The 19,589-nt window shown below is 62.1% G+C and carries 18 protein-coding genes; 7 read left to right on the forward strand and 11 right to left on the reverse strand.

Annotated elements, in window-relative coordinates; all coding sequences use genetic code 11:
* Positions 1 to 479: 479 nt before the first annotated feature.
* From ACS5Q1_RS31005 to ACS5Q1_RS31025, 5 genes are read right to left on the reverse strand one after another with little or no spacing between them, the layout of a single operon-like run.
* Positions 480 to 1,268 carry an amino acid ABC transporter ATP-binding protein gene (locus ACS5Q1_RS31005; RefSeq protein WP_473101838.1) on the reverse strand — a complete coding sequence of 263 codons (789 nt, stop codon included), beginning with the start codon at positions 1,266 to 1,268 and terminating at the stop codon, positions 480 to 482.
* Between the two features lie 14 nt (positions 1,269 to 1,282).
* A complete protein-coding gene (locus ACS5Q1_RS31010; protein ID WP_473101810.1) occupies positions 1,283 to 2,200 on the reverse strand; it encodes an amino acid ABC transporter permease in 918 nt (305 codons plus the stop codon).
* A complete protein-coding gene (locus tag ACS5Q1_RS31015) occupies positions 2,200 to 3,093 on the reverse strand; it encodes an ABC transporter substrate-binding protein (protein WP_473101811.1) in 894 nt (297 codons plus the stop codon). Before ACS5Q1_RS31015 ends, ACS5Q1_RS31010 begins: the two co-directional genes overlap by 1 nt.
* Positions 3,094 to 3,121: 28 nt before the next feature.
* The gene (locus ACS5Q1_RS31020; RefSeq protein WP_473101812.1) at positions 3,122 to 3,940 is read right to left on the reverse strand and encodes a deaminated glutathione amidase; all 819 of its coding nucleotides are present in this window, start codon (positions 3,938 to 3,940) and stop codon (positions 3,122 to 3,124) included.
* The gene (locus ACS5Q1_RS31025) at positions 3,937 to 4,911 is read right to left on the reverse strand and encodes a substrate-binding domain-containing protein (RefSeq protein WP_473101813.1); all 975 of its coding nucleotides are present in this window, start codon (positions 4,909 to 4,911) and stop codon (positions 3,937 to 3,939) included. The genes ACS5Q1_RS31020 and ACS5Q1_RS31025 overlap by 4 nt, the downstream gene beginning before the upstream one ends.
* A 126-nt stretch (positions 4,912 to 5,037) precedes the next feature.
* Here ACS5Q1_RS31025 and ACS5Q1_RS31030 point away from each other — a divergent pair, with 126 nt between their 5' ends.
* The 7 genes from ACS5Q1_RS31030 to ACS5Q1_RS31060 all read left to right on the forward strand — a co-directional run bounded on the left by ACS5Q1_RS31030 (position 5,038) and on the right by ACS5Q1_RS31060 (position 13,472).
* Entirely contained in the window at positions 5,038 to 6,372 is a 1,335-nt protein-coding gene (locus tag ACS5Q1_RS31030; RefSeq protein ID WP_473101814.1) for an aminotransferase-like domain-containing protein, read from the forward strand.
* A gap of 726 nt (positions 6,373 to 7,098) precedes the next feature.
* Positions 7,099 to 8,442 carry an MFS transporter gene (locus ACS5Q1_RS31035; protein WP_473101815.1) on the forward strand — a complete coding sequence of 448 codons (1,344 nt, stop codon included), beginning with the start codon at positions 7,099 to 7,101 and terminating at the stop codon, positions 8,440 to 8,442.
* Positions 8,443 to 8,445: 3 nt separating this feature from the next.
* Positions 8,446 to 9,666: a ubiquinol oxidase subunit II gene (gene cyoA, locus ACS5Q1_RS31040; protein ID WP_473101816.1), complete on the forward strand. Its 1,221-nt coding sequence runs from the start codon at positions 8,446 to 8,448 to the stop codon at positions 9,664 to 9,666.
* A 15-nt stretch (positions 9,667 to 9,681) separates the two neighbouring features.
* Entirely contained in the window at positions 9,682 to 11,685 is a 2,004-nt protein-coding gene (cyoB, locus tag ACS5Q1_RS31045) for a cytochrome o ubiquinol oxidase subunit I (RefSeq protein ID WP_473101817.1), read from the forward strand.
* Between the two features lie 4 nt (positions 11,686 to 11,689).
* The gene (gene cyoC / locus ACS5Q1_RS31050; RefSeq protein WP_473101818.1) at positions 11,690 to 12,316 is read left to right on the forward strand and encodes a cytochrome o ubiquinol oxidase subunit III; all 627 of its coding nucleotides are present in this window, start codon (positions 11,690 to 11,692) and stop codon (positions 12,314 to 12,316) included.
* Positions 12,313 to 12,720, forward strand: coding sequence for a cytochrome o ubiquinol oxidase subunit IV (cyoD, locus tag ACS5Q1_RS31055; RefSeq protein ID WP_473101819.1), 408 nt, complete (start codon positions 12,313 to 12,315; stop codon positions 12,718 to 12,720). The genes cyoC and cyoD overlap by 4 nt, the downstream gene beginning before the upstream one ends.
* Positions 12,651 to 13,472: an SURF1 family protein gene (locus ACS5Q1_RS31060; RefSeq protein ID WP_473101820.1), complete on the forward strand. Its 822-nt coding sequence runs from the start codon at positions 12,651 to 12,653 to the stop codon at positions 13,470 to 13,472. Before cyoD ends, ACS5Q1_RS31060 begins: the two co-directional genes overlap by 70 nt.
* Before the next feature lie 131 nt (positions 13,473 to 13,603).
* Here the strand turns inward: ACS5Q1_RS31060 and ACS5Q1_RS31065 are convergent, their stop codons facing one another.
* From ACS5Q1_RS31065 to ACS5Q1_RS31090, 6 genes are read right to left on the reverse strand one after another with little or no spacing between them, the layout of a single operon-like run.
* Positions 13,604 to 14,212 (reverse strand): alkylhydroperoxidase domain protein, encoded by a 609-nt coding sequence (locus tag ACS5Q1_RS31065; protein ID WP_473101821.1) that lies wholly within the window; start codon positions 14,210 to 14,212, stop codon positions 13,604 to 13,606.
* 14 nt (positions 14,213 to 14,226) lie between these two features.
* Positions 14,227 to 14,892: a CMD domain protein gene (locus tag ACS5Q1_RS31070; protein ID WP_473101822.1), complete on the reverse strand. Its 666-nt coding sequence runs from the start codon at positions 14,890 to 14,892 to the stop codon at positions 14,227 to 14,229.
* 35 nt (positions 14,893 to 14,927) lie between these two features.
* Positions 14,928 to 15,974 (reverse strand): putative FMN-dependent luciferase-like monooxygenase, encoded by a 1,047-nt coding sequence (locus tag ACS5Q1_RS31075; RefSeq protein WP_473101823.1) that lies wholly within the window; start codon positions 15,972 to 15,974, stop codon positions 14,928 to 14,930.
* 26 nt (positions 15,975 to 16,000) lie between these two features.
* On the reverse strand, positions 16,001 to 17,665 hold the full coding sequence (locus ACS5Q1_RS31080) for a dipeptide ABC transporter ATP-binding protein (protein ID WP_473101824.1): 1,665 nt from the start codon (positions 17,663 to 17,665) through the stop codon (positions 16,001 to 16,003).
* Entirely contained in the window at positions 17,662 to 18,573 is a 912-nt protein-coding gene (locus ACS5Q1_RS31085) for an ABC transporter permease (protein ID WP_473101825.1), read from the reverse strand. The genes ACS5Q1_RS31080 and ACS5Q1_RS31085 overlap by 4 nt, the downstream gene beginning before the upstream one ends.
* Entirely contained in the window at positions 18,570 to 19,514 is a 945-nt protein-coding gene (locus ACS5Q1_RS31090; RefSeq protein ID WP_473101826.1) for an ABC transporter permease, read from the reverse strand. The genes ACS5Q1_RS31085 and ACS5Q1_RS31090 overlap by 4 nt, the downstream gene beginning before the upstream one ends.
* Between the last annotated feature and the right edge of the window lie 75 nt (positions 19,515 to 19,589).

Consider the following 19,589-nt stretch of genomic DNA (forward strand, 5'->3'; position numbering starts at 1 on the left):
AAGCATCGAAGTCAGAGCGGAGTGGGATCGGCATGGCAACCCTCCTTGGCTCACCAAGTTGAATCACACCCACCGCAATCCTGGAAATCACGAACGAGTCAGACCTTCAGGGACCTGGTATAAGGCGTTAGAGGAACAGATCATGAGGTCCACGAGCTTCCAGCCAGCGCTGAAGAGATGCTGGCCGACCCCATCACACAATTCGTGACGAGGCGCGATAACATCGACGCGGACGACGTGCAGCGCGTCATTCCTGAGGCTCTTCTGGCACCTCGACCACAAGATCTGCACCGGATCAAACTTTCACGCTCCGGTTGCTCGACGAATGTTCGCTCTTAAGTACCGAAGCGAACCGAGCGCTTACGTCTTAGCCGTGCCAAAAGCCGGCACTCCTTGCGACCATTCCGGCAAGGAATGTCGGATCGATCAACAACGCCCTCGAGGGGTCATGCCTCTTTCGTGAATGAGGGGCTTAGACGTCAGTGACTCTGGATAAATCGGCTGAGGAAGAGGCGCGTGCGCGGATGAGACGGGTTCGACAGCACCACCTCAGGTGGGCCCTGCTCGACCACTACGCCCCCGTCCATGAACACGACGCGGTCTGCGGCCTCCCGGGCGAAGCCAATCTCATGCGTCACCACGATCATGGTAAGGCCCTGCTCGGCTAGATCCCGCATCGTCGCCAGGACTTCGCCGACGAGCTCGGGATCGAGCGCCGAGGTCGGCTCGTCGAACAGCATCAGCTTCGGGCGGATTGCCAAGGCGCGGGCGATGGCGACGCGCTGCTGCTGGCCACCCGAAAGTTGGCGCGGATAAGCGTTCGCCTTATCGGTGAGACCAATCCTCCTGAGCAGCTCCATGGCATAGGCCTCAGCCTCCCGGCGGCTCTGCTTGTGCACACCGACCGGAGCTTCGATGATGTTCTCCAGCGCCGTCATGTGCGGATAAAGGTTGAACTGCTGGAACACCATGCCGATCTTGCGGCGCTGCACCGCAATCGCTCGGTCGGAGAGCTTGTGCAGCCGTCCCTTCCGGAGTTCATAGCCGATCTGTTCGTCATCAACTTCGATCGAGCCGCGGTTGATGGCTTCAAGATGGTTGATGCAGCGCAGGAAGGTGGACTTGCCCGACCCAGAGGGGCCGAGGATCACCACGACCTCCCCCGGCATCACATCGAGATCGATGCCCTTCAAAACTTCGTTCTCGCCGAACGACTTGTGGACATTGCGGGCTCGGACCAGAGGCTCACCGGCTGCTGGCACGATCATTTTGGCAACGGCGGTCATGCCGGCTCCTCCACTCGGATGGTGGTACGGACATTGGCGTCGGAGGCACCCCGCTCACCACGGGCGTAGTAGCGCTCGATGAAGCCCTGTCCAACATTGAGGATGGAGGTGATGACCAAATACCAGATCACCGCAACCATCAGCATCGGGATGACCTCGAAGGTCCGGTTGTAGACCGCCTGCACTGAGTAGAGCAGATCCGACATGGCGATGACGCTGACGAGCGACGTCGCCTTGATCATGCTGATGAGCTGGTTGCCGGTCGGCGGAATGATGGAGCGCATCGCCTGTGGGATGATGATGCGCCGCAGGGCGCGACTGCGGGTCATGCCGAAGGCATCCGTCGCCTCCACTTGTCCCTTGTCGACGGAGAGCAGGCCGCCGCGGATGATCTCGGCCATATAGGCCGCCTCGTTGAGCGACAGACCCGCGATGGCCGCCGTCATCGGTGTAATGATGTCATTGGTGTTCCAACTGACTAGGGTCGGGCCGAACGGTATCGAGATCGAGATCTCGGGAAACAGAGTCGATAGATTGTACCAGAAGATCAGCTGGACCAGCAGCGGCGTGCCGCGGAAGAACCAGATGAACAGACCCGCCAGCGAGCTGAACAGCGTGTCGTTGGACATGCGGGCGATGGCGAGGATCAGGCCGATGGCGGTGCCGATAATCATCGCCACCACCGTGAGACCGAGCGTCACCGACAATCCTTTCAGGATCGAATCCGCCGTGAACCACTCCGCCACGATGGGCCAGCCGAAGTTCTCGTTCCGGGCGACAATCCAGGCGAAGTTCGCCGCTACGATCAACACAACGAGCCAGAGGAGCCAGCGGCCCCATTCAATCGGCCGATGCGCATTGGCGACATCCCGGAGTTCGATAGGAGGATTGATGGTGCGCTCGGTCATGTCCATCACTTCTTCGCCAGATTGATGCCGGGCTCAGCGATCATGTTGTTCTCGAGGCCCCACTTCTTCATGATCTGGGCATAGGTACCGTTCTTCATCAGTTCCTTGATGGCACCGAGGAGCACTTCGCTGAGCGGCGAATCCTTCGGCGCGACGGCACCCTGGAACAGGTCGTCAAAACCGTTGGACTTGCCAACGCCCGCGAGTTCGAGCTCGCCGTTGGACTGCTGAACAAAATAGGTCAGCGGCGCTTGCGAGGAGAAGAAGGCGTCGGCGCGCTTCGAACGAACCGCCAGAATCGAGGTCGGCTGGTCGGTGTAGGATTGGACCTCAAGCGTTGGCTTGCCTTCCGCCGTGCACTTCTCGGCCTGCGCCTTGATCACCTTCTCAGCCGAGCCGCCTGCCTGCACGGCGATACGGGAGCCGCAGGCGTCGTCGAGGGAGTTGATTTTCTTCGGATTGCCCTTGTGAACGGCGAACACGACATATTCCTGCACCCAGTCGACGAAGTCGTTCGCCTCTTGGCGGGACTTGAAATCGCCGACAGGGCCCATGGCGAATTGATAGCGACCGGACTTGATGCCGCTGAGCAGGGCCGAGAGACCGCTGACGGTAGCATGCTCGATCTTCACACCAAGCAGCTGACCAATGGCATCGGTCATTTCAGCGCTGGCGCCCGTCATGGAGCGGGTGTCGGTGACGATCTCGTAGGGAGGAAATGAACCGCTATTGACCGAGGTCAGCTTGTTTGCGGTCTTGATCTCTTCCGGCAGCTTGGCGCGCAGTGCCTCGTTGACCTTCTGCTCGGGAATCGCGCCGGTCGGCGCACTCTGGGCGAAGGCCGGGGCAGAGATCGTCACGGCGACCGCCGCGGCGCACAGGATGTTGTGAATATTCATGTCTTCGTTCCCTTTCTAGTTTATTGATTCAGGCAGCTTGTGTTTGAGACTGCTCGGCGCGGGCAAGTTCCGGCCGTGCGAAACGTCGGTTGGCGAGAACTGGCAGCACGGCGCGCGCATGAGCGATGCGTGCGGGGTCGATCTCAGCGAAGAGAAGCGTGGGCGTCTCCCCGGCGCGGACAGTTGCCACGCCGAGCGGATCTACCACCATGCTCGCGCCGATATTGCGCTCACCACATTCGCCGACGGCCACGACGTAACAGGTGTTCTCGAGCGCGCGCGCCGTCACCAGCACTTCCCAGTGCGCTTCCTTGCCGAGCCCACGCACCCAGGCCGCCGGCAGCACGATCACGTCGGCACCGTCCACGGCGAGGCGGCGCGCCAACTCGGGGAAGCGCAGATCGTAGCAGGTCATCATGCCGACCTTGAGACCAGCGATCTCGATGATTTCCGGAATCTCCTCGCCTGGCTGAACATTGGTCGATTCCTTGGCCGAGAAGGCATCATAGAGATGCAGCTTGCGGTACTGAGAAACGATTTCCCCGTTGCGCACGGTGACGAGCACATTGAAGACGCGCCCTGCGCCGGACGGTACGTGAATGCAGGTCATCATTGTGAGGTTCGAGCCGCGGCTGGCTTCCAGCACCTGCGTCATGAACGGACCGTCAAGCGGTTGTGCGGTCTTCAGCACGATGTCGGGATCGGCGATATCACGCGCCAGAATGCCCTCGGGCAGGACAAGAAGATCGGTCCTGCCGGCCTCCGCCTGTTTCATGAGCCGCACGCAGGTCGCGGCATTGTCCTGCCATTCGCGGCTGACGGCGAACTGACCTAGGGCGATTTTCATGCGGGTTCTCCTACGAGATGAGGAATGGCCGGAAATAAATCATCCGGCGTCAGATCGGTATCAGCGAGGCCCTGGCTGCGAACCTCGGAGAGAAAATCGGCAATCATCTTGCGGTTGGCCTCCAAGCCGCTGACGTTCCAGCCGGTCGACAGATCACGTCCACAGCGGCCGAATTCTTCGATGATCCACGGTGTCGTGTCCGCGTATTTGCGGCGCTTTTCCAGCCACACGCGCTGAGACTCGTCGAGGAGGTCGCTCAGCTCCTGCGGCAGCCAGGGATGCTCTGCTGCGAGCGCGACCTTGATACCGAGAATGTGGATGCCGGGAATGTAACCAACGGCATTGAAGTATGCGAGTTCCGCTCCGTGCAGGTCCGTCAGAAGGTGGCGGAATTTCGAGCCACGATTGAAGAAACCAGGCGGCATGAACGGCGTAAAGACCGCGTCGAGTTCGCCGCTCTCCAGAAGGTCGAGCATGGGCCGTTCGCCCGGCACCGCCTCGATCCTGCCGGGCCGCGCGTAGGGGCCGAGCCGGTCGACGATGGGATGCGCCTCCGAGAGGCGGCCCGCGTACCAGCGCACGTCCTCGATTCCGACGCCAGCATGTGCAAGGGCCGTCCGCGTCCAGGTATTACCCGAGTCCTGCCAACCGGTGACGCCGATGCGCCCACCTTTGAGCTCCTCCAACCGCGTCAGCGGGCTGGTGCGGGCAGTTATGATGCAGCGATGGCGGAACCCACGCATGAGGAAGTTCGGCACGCCGAAGACAGCCGTGTCGCCGCGAGCACGCCCGGTCGTGTAGCGACTGAAGGAGATCTCGCTCGCATCATATCGTGGATCGTTGGCGAAATCCTCCGGCAGGGTAGCGACCCGATCCACTCGCACATCGAGGCGCTCGGACCGGACATCGCCCAGCACCAGCGGCGTCATGTAGTCCCAATCGCGCAGAGCCAGACGGACAGTGATCTTCACAGCATTCTCCAGCCGTTCGCCAGCAGAACGTCTCCGCCGGACAAATGTTTGCCTGGAACGAAAATTAAATGTTCAACTCGCCTGATCAATGATTATTATGTTACTGAACATAAAAAGACGAACCACATGGATCACGTGCCCGATACCGACTGGCTTGCCGAACGGCTGAAGGAGCGCACGGCGCGCGGCATCGCAGTGGAGACGAGCGCCCTCATCCGCTCCGGGGCGCTGCCGATCGGCATGCGCCTGCCGACGGTGCGCGACCTCGCCTACAAGCTCGGCGTCAGTCCCGCGACCGTCTCCGAGGCCTGGAGCGAGTTGCGCCGCCAGAAGATGATCACCGGGCGCGGCCGCACCGGTACCTATGTCTTCGGCAACACGGTCACGCCGCGTCCAGCCCGCATGGGAAGCGTCGGGCATTTCGGCGAAGGGGTGCTCGATCTGACCATGGCGGTGCCCGATCACGACCTGCTGCCGCCCCTCACGCAGGCGCTGATGCATGCCGCGCAGGCGGAGAACCTCAACAGCTACGAGCGCACGCCGATCCTTCCCGAACTGCGAGCGGCCGTGGAGCCGCGCTGGCCCTACCGACCGGAAACCTTCCTCGCCACCAACGGCGGCTACAACGCCGTCTATTCGACGCTGCACGCCCTCGTGATGCCAGGCGCATCCATCGCCATCGAGGATCCGACCGCCATGCGCATCCTCGACATCATCGAGGATCTCGGGGCCGAGATCATCCCGGTCGAATGCGATGCGGAGGGACCGCTTCCCTCCTCGCTCGCGAAAGCGCTGCAGAAAAATCCGACGGCCTTCATCTATCAGCCGCGCACCCATTCCGTCACCGGCCGCGCGGTAACACGGGAGAGATTGGCGGACCTCGCAGAAGCCCTGGAGGGAAGCGACTGCTACATCATCGAGGACGACGGCGTGGGCGATGTGTCTCCGCTGCCCCCGGTCAGCATGGGCGACCGTTTTCCGAAGCGGGTCGTCCACATCCTGTCGTTCTCGAAATCGCTCGGCCCGGACCTTCGCCTCGCAGTCCTGTCGAGTTCAGTCACCGTCGCCAAGCAGATCCAGTCCTATCGCAGCTTCAGCTCCGGCTGGACGAGCCGGCTGCTGCAAGCCACGACAGCATGGCTCCTGAACGACGCCGGGAGCATGCACATGGTCGCTCACGCGCGCGGCATTTACGCGGAGCGCCAGATGGCGCTCACCGATCGGCTGCGCGAGCGCAGCATCGACATCCCGCCGGGAGAAGGGCTGTGCATCTGGGTCCCCGTGGAATCCGAGCAATACGCCCTCGTCACCTTGGCGGCCCGCGGGATCGCGGTGCTTCCCGGCATGAAATGCTCGGTACGGCCAACCAACCACATCAGGGTCGCAACCGGAATTCTCACGGACCGCTATGAGTTCGTTGCAGACTCGATCAAACTCGCGGCACTCGGTAGTCTTGGGTGAGATCCTTCTTGCTGTACAACGTGCCTTGGTCGAGATGAGAGAGGCCTCCTCTGGCCAAGTCACCAAGCTGGAACGTCTACTCGGGTCAGACAGATAAGTTCGTCGACTCCTCAGAATGCTTGGTTCAGGCAGGATTGCTGCCCTCAAGCATAGGTCTCAGGCGTGCCAAATCCGGACGTTCGCAAGCATTGGACGATTGGCCGGTCCGTCGGCTCAAGGTAGGCCTACGAAGGAAAGCCCGGGCGCATGGACGACGGCACGGATATAGTTACGTATCCTGCCGCACCATCTAAGGGCTTGGCCTGATGAGGTACCAGACGAGGCTCGTGTAATGACGCGAGCGCAGGAAACGGCCGGGCCGGAGGACATCCGGCATGGCACAGCATCATTGAAGCGGCGGTGACAGTGGCCGGTCTGTGGCTCCCAAAATGTTCTCGAGCCGGGCTCTGTATCTTTGAAACACAATCCGTGAGGGTGGTGTCGCTCTGCCGCGACTGCGCCGGCCATCACATCAGCTCCTGCTCCGACATCCGAAATACCTGTCGCACACCAAAATGCTCGGACACCGGCTTGCTGAACCGACCATCGACCCTAAAACCTGCGGTCAAGTTGAACCTGAATTACGGCAGCAAAACCTCAGACCGGGTAGCTGAGGACAGGCCGTCATGGGCCTGAACCCGATCTGCCGACTGAGCTGAACTATTCTCACTGGAGGCGATCGCCCAGATGACGATGGATCAGGTTGAAGGACCGCAGCCCTCCTCCACACCGCTCGAGCGCGACGCCCGTCTGGTGTCCACCGACCACAAGGTCGCGCCAAGTGAGATCGCCATTGGGGTCATCATTGGCCGAGCGGCTGAGTATTTCGACTTCTTCGTTTTCGCCATCGCGTCAGTGGTGGTCTTCCCCAAGGTGTTCTTTCCCTTTGCGGAACCCGTGACGGCAACGCTTTACTCGTTCGCCATGTTCTCGCTTGCCTTTATCGCCCGGCCGATCGGATCGATTATCTTCATGGCGATCGACCGTCGGCACGGCCGTGGCGTCAAGCTGACCATCGCGCTTTTCCTGCTTGGCTTCTCCACCATGGCGATCTCTTTCCTGCCCGGCTATGCACAAATCGGCGCCTGGTCCCTGTACCTCCTCGGCATCCTGCGGATCGGACAGGGCCTAGCTCTGGGTGGAGCATGGGATGGGCTCGCCTCACTTCTCGCCCTCAACGCGCCCATTGAGCGCCGCGGTTTCTACGCCGCCATCCCGCAACTCGGTGCGCCGCTCGGCTTCATGGTGGCCGGCGTGCTGTTCTCGTTCTTCCTGCTCAACTTATCAGAGGCCGATTTTCTGGACTGGGGCTGGCGATATCCCTTCTTCTGCGCCTTTGCCGTTAACGTCGTAGCCTTGTTCTCGCGGTTGCGTCTCGTCGCCACCGAGGAGTTTTCGCGCCTTCTCGAACGGCGGCGGCTCGAACCCTCGCCCATCATCCCGCTGATCCGGAATTACGCAGGCGTTCTCCTGATTGGGGCCCTGATTCCGCTGGCGAGTTTCGCGTTGTTCCATCTCGTAACCGTCTTTCCCATCAGCTGGATCACCTTGTTCACTCAGCGGTCGGCGGGTGAGTTCCTCATGGTGCAATGCTCCGGCGCCGTCATCTGCGCGGGAGCGGTCGTGGCCTCGGGCCTGATTGCCGACCAGATCGGCCGCCGCATGCTTCTCATGATCTCGGCAGGCTTGATCGCTGTTTTCGCGATCTGCAGTACCATCGCTCCGTTGATCGTCGAGGAAAATGCGATCGGTCAGACAATCTACGTCAATGCCGGTTTCTTGTTGCTTGGCCTGTCCTACAGTCAGTCATCCGGCGCGGTCACGTCGCAGCTCAATCAACGTTACCGCTATACCGGTGCGGCCCTCACCAACGACCTCGCCTGGCTGCTCGGCGCTGGCTTCGCTCCACTGATTGTTCTGTTCCTGTCAGCTCGTTACGGCCTCGCCTGCGTAGGTCTGTATCTGCTGTCGGGAGCAGTCACCACCCTGGTGGCGCTCAGCCTGTCCCGCTCGGAAATCCGGCAGGTTTGATCCATGCGAAAGTCGATGCATCCAATCCGTCAGAATGCGTATCGCCACCCGGGCGGGTCCTTGAAGCGCAAATCCCTTCGCGGCTTGGCGCTGATCGCTGCCTCGGTGCTGCTCGCCGGGTGCGACATGGTCGTCATGAGCCCCTCCGGCGACGTCGCGGTCCAGCAGCGCAACCTCATCATCGCATCCACCGCGCTCATGCTGCTTGTGATCGTTCCGGTGATCGCGCTCACGTTCCTATTCGCGTGGCGCTACCGCGCGTCGAACATAGACGCGACCTATGACCCCGACTTTCACCATTCGACCCAGCTCGAAGTGGTCATCTGGACTGTGCCCCTACTCATCATCATCGCCCTGGGCGCCATGACCTGGATCGGCACGCACACGCTCGATCCCTTCAGGCCGCTCTCTCGGCTCACCCCCAACAAGCCGGTGCCTGCCGACGTCAAGCCCTTGACCGTCCAGGTCGTCGCACTCGACTGGAAATGGCTGTTTATCTACCCTGAGCACGGCGTCGCGAGCGTGAACGAGATGGCCGCGCCTGAGAACGTTCCGATCTCTTTCCAGATCACGTCCTCCTCCGTGTGGAATACGTTCTACGTTCCCGCCCTCGCGGGCATGATCTACGCCATGCCGGGCATGGAGACCAGGCTCCATGCCGTCATGAACGAAGAGGGTGACTTTACCGGCATCTCGGGACACTACAGCGGATCGGGCTTCTCCCGCATGAACTTCGGCTTCCGAAGCCTCACGCCGCAGGACTTCGACGGGTGGGTGGCGAGAGCGAAGGCTGCCGGAACGCCCCTCGACCGCGAAGCCTATCTCCAGCTCGAAAAGCCGAGCGAGGCGGAGCCGGTTCGCTTCTTTGGGTCTGTGGAGAGCGGCCTCTACGACGCGATTCTCGGCTTGTGTGTCATGCCGGGCCGGATGTGCGTGCACGAAATGCACCACATCGACAGGATGGGCGGCGCAGCCGAGGACAGCGAGGTGAACCGTCAACGGCTTGAATACGACAGCCGCCGGGTCCAGGAGGGCGACGAACCGTCCGGTGCCACCTTCCCTGCCTCGGGTCGTCCGCCCAGGAGCCCCGAAGAGCCGGAAGGTCTGATCCCGCGCGACAGGGAGCAGGGCGGCCAAGGGCAGGGCAACGTCCCGCCTGCCACCGGCGATGGCCCGGCGCCTGCCCAACTGAACAATCCGCCCACCGGCACCCACCAACACTGATCCGGACGAGCGCCGATGTTCTCGAACTCAGATCTCAGCCAAATCCTCTTCGGGCGCCTATCGCTCGAAGCCATTCCCTATCATGAGCCCATCCTGGTCGTGACATTCCTTGTCGTGGCCGTGGTCGGCTTGGCCCTGCTCGCAGCCGTCACCTGGTACGGCCAGTGGGGATACCTGTGGCGGGAATGGTTCACGAGCGTCGATCACAAGAAGATCGGCATCATGTACATCATCCTCGCCGTCGTGATGCTGCTGCGCGGCTTCGCCGACGCGATCATGATGATCACGCAGAAGGCTCTGGCGGTCGGCGCATCGGAGGGTTACCTGCCGCCGCACCACTACGACCAGATCTTCACCGCCCACGGCACGATCATGATCTTCTTCATGGCCATGCCTTTCGTGACCGGCGTCATGAACTACATCATGCCGCTGCAGATCGGCGCGCGTGACGTGGCCTTCCCCTTCCTGAACAATTTCAGCTTCTGGATGACGGTGGGAGGCGCCGTCCTCACGATGATGTCCCTGTTCGTGGGGGAGTATTCGCGGGCCACCTGGCTCGCTTACCCCCCGCTGTCGGGGGCGGCCTACAGTCCCGGCGTCGGGGTCGACTACTACATCTGGGGGCTCCAGGTCGCGGGCGTCGGTACGACTTTGTCCGGCATCAACCTGATCGCGACCATCGTGAAGATGCGCGCCCCTGGCATGACGATGATGAAGCTGCCGGTCTTTACCTGGACGACCCTTGCCAGCAACGCCATCATCGTCACGATCTTCCCGGTCCTGACCGCCACCTTGGCGCTCCTCGCACTCGACCGTTACGTAGGAACGCGGTTCTTCACGAACGATTTCGGCGGCAACTCGATGCTGTACATGAACCTCATCTGGATCTGGGGCCATCCGGAGGTTTATGTGCTCGTCCTGCCCGCCTTCGGCATCTATTCGGAGGTCGTGTCGACCTTCTGTAGCAAACGGCTGTTCGGCTACACGTCTATGGTTTACGCGACAGCGGTCATCGCCCTCGTGTCATGGCTGACTTGGCTTCATCACTTCTTCACGATGGGATCGGGCGCCAACGTCAACGCCTTTTTCGGCATCACGACGATGATCATCTCGATCCCGACGGGCGCGAAGGTATTCAACTGGCTGTTCACCATGTACCGCGGGAAGATCCGGTTCGAGACGCCGATGATCTGGGTGATGGGCTTCATCCCAACCTTCGTGCTCGGCGGGTTGACCGGCGTGCTGCTCGCGGTGCCGCCCGCAGATTTCGTGCTGCACAACAGCTTGTTCCTAGTCGCGCATTTCCACAACGTCATCATCGGCGGCGTGGTGTTCGGGCTTCTCGCAGGTGTTCAGTACTGGTTCCCCAAGGCTTTCGGCTACAAACTCGATCCGTTCTGGGGAAAGGCGTCGTTCTGGTGCTGGCTGGTCGGCTTCTGGGTCACGTTCACGCCGATCTACATTCTCGGCCTCATGGGCGTGACGCGCCGGACGCAGCATTTCGCGGACCCGGCCGTCCAGCCCTACCTGACGATCGCTGTGATCGGCGCCTTCATCATCATGGCCGGCATCCTGGCCTTCGTGATCCAGCTCGTCGTCAGCTTCTTCAAACGCGAGCAGTTGCGCGACCTCACCGGCGATCCTTGGGGCGGTCGGACTCTTGAATGGTCGACCACTTCGCCGCCCCCACCCTATAACTTCGCCTTCATGCCGGTGGTCCACGATCTCGACGCGTGGTGGGACATGAAGAAGCGCGGCCACGATCGTCCGATGGAAGGCTTCAGGCCGATTCACATGCCCAGGAACACAGGCACGGGCGTCATCTTGGCCGTGCTCAGCACCGTGCTCGGCTTTGCCCTGGTCTGGTACATCTGGTGGCTGGCCGCCCTGTCGTTCGTCGGCCTCCTCGCGGTCGCCATCATCCATACGTTCAACTACGACCGAGACTATTACATCCCGGCCGAGGATGTCGTCCGGATTGAAAACCAAAGAACGGTGGAACTCGCAGGAGGAGCTTGAGGCGATGCACGAAACGACTCCTCCGCCTGGCGCTACGGCGCCTGTCTTCTACGACGAGGAAGGGCACGCCCACGGTGATGGGGGGACGCTGTTCGGCTTCTGGCTCTATCTGATGAGCGACTGCCTCATCTTCGCGGCCCTGTTCGCAACGTTCGGCGTGCTCGGCCGCAACTATGCGGCGGGCCCGTCGGGAGCGGATCTGTTCGACCTGCGGCTCGTTGCCGTCAATACGGGATTCCTGCTCCTGTCCTCGATTACCTATGGCTTTGCCATGCTGGAGATGCAGAGGGATCGGATCAGGCCGACCCTTTCCTGGCTGGCGGTCACCGGCTTGTTCGGAGCGGCCTTTATCGCGATCGAGCTCTACGAATTCTCCCATCTGATCCGTGAAGGCGCTACCCCCCAGCGCAGCGCGTTCCTGTCCTCCTTCTTCGCGCTGGTGGGGACGCACGGGCTGCATGTCACGTTCGGCATCATCTGGCTCGTGACGCTGATGGTGCAGGTGCGCCAACGCGGGCTGATCGTGGCGAACCAGCGCCGTCTCATGTGTCTCTCCATGTTCTGGCACTTCCTTGACGTCGTCTGGATCGGCGTCTTCACCTTCGTTTACCTGATGGGGGCCATGCGATGAGCCAGGTCACCGAGCCCGGGCTCGCCGGGAAACCGCAAAGTCCCGGTGAGGTGCACGGGGATCATTCTCATGACGCACAGGGCACGTTCAGAAGCTACATGATCGGCTTCGTCCTGTCGGTCATCCTCACGGCGATTCCGTTCTGGCTTGTGATGGCCAACGTCCTGAACGACACGCTCTTGACCAGCATTGTCATCATGGCGCTGGCGGCGGTGCAGATCGTGGTTCACATGATCTACTTTCTGCATATGAACACGAAGTCTGAAGGCGGCTGGACCTTCCTCGCGCTACTGTTCACGCTTACTCTCGTTGTCATCACGCTGGTTGGCTCCATATGGGTCATGTATCACATGGATCAGAACATGATGCCGATGTCGCCACAGGAGGCGTTGCAAAGGCCCTGACGGGTAAAGGCATCGCGACGCTGGTTGCCTTCGACATCGTGGCGGTTCTGCTTGTAGCCTGTCTCGCTGCGCTCACCGTCTGGCAGGTCCATCGCCGCGCCCATAAGCTCGACCTGATCGCTCGTGTGGAGGCGCGGGTCCACGCGGTCGCAACGCCTGCGCCAAGACCGGAAAGCTGGGCGCAAGTGTCGGCCGCTGCGGAGGAGTACCGGCGCGTGTTTGTGACGGGCAAGTGGCTCGAGGATCGCTCGGCGCTCGTCCAGGCCGTAACGGAATTGGGCGGCGGATATTGGGTCATGACACCCCTGGCCCGGGATGACGGAACGACAATCCTCGTCAACCGCGGCTTCGTTCCCGCGACCCAGCGCGACCCTGTCTCCTGGCAGCCTCGGAGTACGGGACCAGTCACCGTGACGGGCCTGCTGCGCATGTCCGAGCCGGGCGGCGCCTTTCTGCGCGCGAACGACCCTACGTCCGACCGCTGGTTCTCTCGCGACATAGCCGCGATCACCGCGTCACGTGGCCTGGAGAAGGTCGCGCCTTACTTCATCGACGCAGAGCGTGAGTCTGAGGAACGCGACCTGCCCGTAGCCGGACTGACAGTGATCTCTTTCTCCAACAATCACCTGGTTTACGCCCTCACCTGGGGCGCTCTGGCGCTGATGGCTGCGGTTGGTGCGATCTTTGTCAACTTAGACTTGTTGCGGCCCGACTGGCTCGGACGGCGGCAGGCGAGGCTGCACGAGCCGTGATATGAAATGCGGCCGATCAATAATGTCTGGTGCCCCCTGCGCGAATGGACATTCAACGTGTTTCAGGGACGTGCCAAAGGCTGCCATTCCTTCGCGGCACCAGACTAGTCACACCATGGATCCAACTTCACCTACGGCTTGGCCGGCGGTGTTGGTTCGCCGAGAGATAGCATCAGTCTGTTGGCCCAATTGAAAAATGCTGCGCCATTGATGATGTCGACAATCTCTAAACTGCTGAGTCCAGCCGCGCGCAACTCATTGACCTGCCTGTCACCAAACGCGATTGGCGTATCGGTCAATGCCACCGACGCTGCAATGATGGCATTCCAACGACGGTCGATATCCACATCAGTGCCCTCGTCGAGCAGGCGCTGGACATCGGCACCCCGTTTCGAATATTGCGTGGCGAACCGGGAATGGACGGAAGCGCAGAAGATGCAACCATTGGAGCGCGAGGTGGTCGTCGCTGCGAGCTCGCGCTCGGCCCGGGGAAGGCCATTGCTCGTGTTATAGAAGATATCCTTGTCGGTCTTCGTTCTGGCCTGCAGAACATCCGGATCGCGGGCGAGCAGAAGGAAGTATGGCGACTTGGCGCGCGACGCGTCGACGAGGCCAGCCCAGTGCCTCTCGGTCAGCTGTTCCGCAGGAAATGGTTCCAGCCAGGGCAACCAGCCCAATTCCTCCTGCGTAAATACAGTGGGTTCCCGGTTTTCCGGATACGACAGGTTTGTCTCGGTCATGGAATTGTTCCTTCTCAAACGGCGCCAGACGCGAGGACGCCCGTAAAGATCTGCGTGTGATCGATGTCGGCGCTCTCGACAGCAGACGCATCCGCCAGGGCGCGCAGCCCTGCGACGACGCGAATCTGGAAGGACAGGAAGGCGACGAGTTGCGACAGGGTCACCACATCCGTTGTCGACCAGCCGGCATCGAGCAGTCTCTGCAGAGCGGCCGGGCTTGCGTCACGGGGATGGAAGACGAGCAGATGGGCATGCTGCAGGCCGGCAATGAGCCGGGATCCGAGACGCTCCTTGTTGTCCGCAGAGACTTGGTAATCCAGTCCCTCCTCATCCTCGACCGTGAGAGGGCCTTGCGGATAGCGACCGTAAGGGCCTGCCACGGAACCTCGGGCAGTCTCCGCCCGGATGGCATCGGTAAGCCTGGGATGTCCGAGCTTTTGCAAGGACGCCGCATAGAACTCGGTCACATGGGATTGCCGATGCAGACCTGCCACGAACGTGGCGATGGCATAACGCTCGATAGCCGTGACATTGCCGGGGAACTCCGGCTCGAACAGCGCCAGAAAGCTCTTCTGCGCGTTCTCCCGGGCCTGCGGCCGCTGATCGCGCAACGTGTCGAGGCTGGAACCCGGCTGGATTCCGGCAAGATGATCGATCACATCCGATATGATTGTGCTCATGGTCTTCTCACATTCCGGTTGTTGGCGTGGTTGGGTCAACGCACGAGGGCAACGCGCTTTTCAGGTTTGGCTGCAGGCTTCTGCCAGCCGAGAGCCGGAGCGACCTCGCTCGCGATCAGTTCAATCGACCGCAGGATGTATTCGTGCGGCGGGTCGACCGAATGGACCTGAAACACGAGATCCGTCACCATTGGCAGTGTGGTGTCCCGGTTGAGACTTTCGATCACGTCCTGGGGCGTGCCCACATGCGTGTCGAGAGCGGCAATGATGTCCATCAGGGTGTCGCCAGGGATCACGTGCCCCTTGGCCGCGAAATCGGCCACGACGCGACGCAATCCCTTCTCTGCGAGGCGCAGGGCCTCCTCCCTGCTGTCCGCGACGAACAGCGAACGCGACGCGACGACGCGAGGCTCCCGGCCCTCCGGCAGCGCCTCAAGATAGGCATCGATGATGGGGTGCTGAATGTCAGCGAGCGACGCGTGCGGCGTATCCTTCGGTCGCGGCTGCGTGCGGGAGAGCATGAGGCCGTCGCCGGCCTTGCCGGCGCGAATCCCGCCCCCGACGGAGAAGGTCGCCTGCCAGACGCGATCATTGAGGTCCGGCGCGGCCGGATAGAGAGAATCCCCGCCCTCGAAGCGCCCGCCGCTCCAGGCGTTCCGCAGAATAGCGAGATGCCGCTCATAGATTTCGGAGCGGCTGGCGCTGTCCAGGCCGAAGGCCGTGAAGGACGAGGGTGTACCGCCGGTCCCGACGCCGACCTCGAGGCGGCCGGCGGACAAAAGATCCAGCACGACCGCATCTTCCGCCACTCGAACGGGGTTTTCGAGCGGCAGGGTGATGATGCCCGTGCCGAGGCGTATGTTCGAGGTCCGCGCCGCCACATGGGACAGGAAGACAAGAGGCGAAGGAAGCCCGCCTTCCGCCTCATGGAAATGGTGCTGGGCAACCCAGGCCGAGTCGAATCCGTGCCGCTCCGCATGGATGATCTGCTCGGACGCGAGGCGATAACGCTCGCCTGCACTCGCCTCATCCAGCAGACGGGTGAAGAAGCCGAGCCTTTTGGGTTGCGAGGAAATTGCCATCGGTTTGCTCCGCTTGATCTTTGCAATTAGTGCTGGCTGGTGCCGCGTTGTCCGGGGATCGCGCTGATGAGTTCGCGCGTGTAGGGGCTGCCCGGGCGCAGGAACACATCCTCGACAGGACCGCCGTCGACCTGACGGCCATTGTGGAGGACCGAGACCGTATCCGAGATCTGGCGAACCACCGCGAGGTCGTGGGAGATGAAGAGATAGGTCAGCCCAAAGGCCTGTTGGAGTTCGTCGAGAAGCGCCAGGATCTGCGCCTGCACCGTGACGTCGAGAGCCGAGACGGCCTCGTCCAGCACCAGCACCTGCGGATCGAGCACCAGCGCGCGGGCGATGGCGACACGCTGCCGCTGCCCTCCGGAAAGGGCGCGTGGCTTGCGACCCAGAACCGATTGAGGGAGACCGACGCGCTCCAGAATCGCATGGACCTTCTTCGCCCGATCCTCTCGCGGCAGAGGATCGAAGTTCAGAAGCGGCTCCTCGACGATCTGGAAAATGGTTTGCCGCGGATCGAGCGAGACGAAGGGGTTCTGATAGACGAGCTGAATCGTCTTGCGGAACTGGCGCAGTTTTTCCCCGCGCAGCGTGGTGACATCGATGCCGTCGACGAGGATTCGCCCCGATGTGGGCTTCTGAAAGCCGACGATGCTGCGCGCGGTCGTCGTCTTGCCTGAGCCGGATTCGCCGACGATGGCGTGTGTCGTTCCCCTCTGCACAGTGAAGGAAACGCCATCCACTGCACGGAACCCCTCCCGGCGGCCTCCGATGGAGAAATCCTGCACGAGGCTCTCGACAACAATGGCATCGTCGCTCCCGCCAACGCGCGAGGATCTGTTCCCGGGAACGGCACGAGCCCTGCCGAGAGAGGGAGCATCGGCCAGGAGCTTGCGCGTATACTCGCTGCGTGGGGAGGCCAGGACCTCGGCGGTCGGTCCCTGCTCCTGAACGCGCCCGCCTTTCAGCACCACGATGTGATTGGCCCGGTCGGCCGCGACACCCAGGTCGTGCGTCACCAGCAGAACGGCCGTGCCGTATTCGCGGCGCAGCTCATCGATCAGATCGAGGATGCGCTTCTGCACCGTCACGTCGAGCGCGCTGGTGGGCTCGTCGGCGATGATCAGCGCCGGACGCAGGGCAATCGCGATAGCGATCAAGACGCGCTGTCGCATGCCGCCCGACAATTCGTGCGGAAATTGTTTGGCGCGCAGCTCCGGCTGGGAGAGGCCGACGCGCGCCAGAAGTTCGATCACGCGGGCTTCGATTTCCGCCCTGCTGCCCTGCCGGTGGATCTGAAGCACTTCGGCGACCTGGGCGCCGATGGTCTTGACCGGGTTGAGCGAACTCGTCGGATCCTGCGGGATCAGGCTGATCTTGCTGCCGCGGATGGTGTCGAGCTGCCTCTGCGACCAGCCCGCAACGTCAGTGCCGTTGAGCCGGACAGCGCCAGTCTCCAAGCGGCCATTCTCTGCCAGAAGTCCGATCACCGCCTGCGCGGTCGTGGTCTTTCCGGAGCCCGACTCGCCGACGAGGGCCACGACTTCGCCCGGCCGCACCAGGAGAGAAACCTCGTGGACGACACGCTGAAACCCGTCGCTGCCGCGATAGCCCACGGCGAGATTGCTGATCTCGAGAACGGGCAATTTCGAGACGTCCGCAGGCGCAGGCCTGATGTTGATCGCCGTGGTCATGCTTTGGCCCTTCCGAAGGACTGGCTGATGCGGTTCGCCGACAGGACGACGAGGATCACCACGACGCCGGGAACGGTCGTCAGCCACCACGCCCGCGCGATGTAATTCCGCCCCTCGGCGATCAGCAGGCCCCATTCCGGCGTCGGCGGGGGCGCGCCGTATCCGAGAAAGCCCAGCGTGGAGATGGTCAGAATGGCCCAGCCGAGCTGCAGGGCTGCGAACGCGATAACGGACGTGAGAGAGTTCGGCAGAATGTGGCGCAGCAGGACCCGGCCGAACGTCCCACCGCTGCCGAAGGCCGCTTCCACATAATCGCTGGCGCGCACCCTCACCACCTCAGAGCGGCCAAGCCGCGCGAAACTGGCGATCGAGGTCACGCCGACCGCGATAGCGGCATTGAGGATTCCAAACCCAAGGAGGATGACGATGCTGAGCGACAGGAGAAGCTGAGGGATCGACAGCAGCACATCGACACCGCGCATGATGGCCCCATCGATCCTGCCGCGCGCCGACCCCGCAACGATGCCGAGCGTGGTGCCGACCACGAGGCCGACGCCGACCGCAACGAAGGCTCCCGAGAGCGAATTGCCTGCGCCATAGATGATGCGAGCCAGAAGGTCACGTCCGAGCGCATCCGTGCCGAGCCAATGCTCGGCACTCGGCGCACGAAGCTGCTGGCGCGCAACCCCGACGGTGGCGCTGTAGCTGGTGAACCATTGCGGGAACAGGGCCCAGAGCACGACGACAGCCATGACGAACCAGGACAACATCAGGCCAGGCTGAATGCCTCTGATAGCCTTCAGCCAATCCACACCCGAGGAAACGCGCCTCGATCCGGGAGATGAGCTCTTGAGAATATCCGCATCGTCGCGCAGCAGGCTGCGTCCGATCGTGTTGAGGCCGGTCATGCGAGAGCTCCTTGTCTCACTCTGAGGCGAGGATCGAAAACGGGGTAGAGCAGGTCCACCGTGAGATTGATGAGCACGAAGGCCGCCGCCGAGAACACGACGATCGCCTGAAGCACCGCGATATCCTGATCGTTGACGGAGCGCTGGGTCAGCCCGCCGAGGCCATTGAGGCCGAACACCGCTTCCGTGACCACCGCGCCAGCCAGAAGCTCGCCGAAGAGGATGCCGGCAATGGTGAGGGTCGGCAGAACGGCATTCTTCGCCACATGCTTCCACAACACCCAGCGATGGGAAGCGCCCTTGGCGCGGGCGACGGCGACGAACGGTTCCGTCAGCACATGATCGATGTTGCGCATCAGGATCTGGGCGAGCGGCGCCGAGATCGGAACAGCCAGTGTCAGAACGGGAAGGATCAGGGCCTGCCAGGGGCCAGGATTGATCACCGGAATGAGTTTCAGCTGAAACGAGAAGATCTGGATCAGAAGGATCCCCAGCCAGAACACGGGTGTGGAGATGAAGAGTGACGGAATCGACTGAATGAACGAGCGCAGCCACGAGAAGGGCGACAATGCCGAGAGAGCGGCGAGGCTGATCGCGACGACAACCGACAGCAGAAAGCCCAGTGTTGCAAGCCACAGGGTCGGTGGCAGGTTGGCCAGTATCAGATCGCCGACGGGGACGCCCGCATGAATGGAATAGCCGAAATGTCCGGTGAGGAAATTCGCGACGGTATGAAAATACTGCACCCAGAGCGGGCTGTCCGCCGCATAGGATGCGCGGATATCCGCGATCTGTTCAGGTCCCAAGCCGAGTTCGGGATTGAGGAACTTGATGAGAATGGCATCGCCCGGCAGGGCCTGCAGCAGGATGAATGACACGGTGAACGCGGCCCAGAGCACGAGGGCCGCCTGCCCGATCCTTCCAATCATGTAGCGCGGCATGGGAGATCCCTGTCCGATCATCGAGAGGTTCGACGAGGGCCGGCCGGATATCGTTTCTGCGATGCCCGGCCGGCT

It is taken from the genome of Microvirga sp. GN3, from assembly GCF_055792825.1.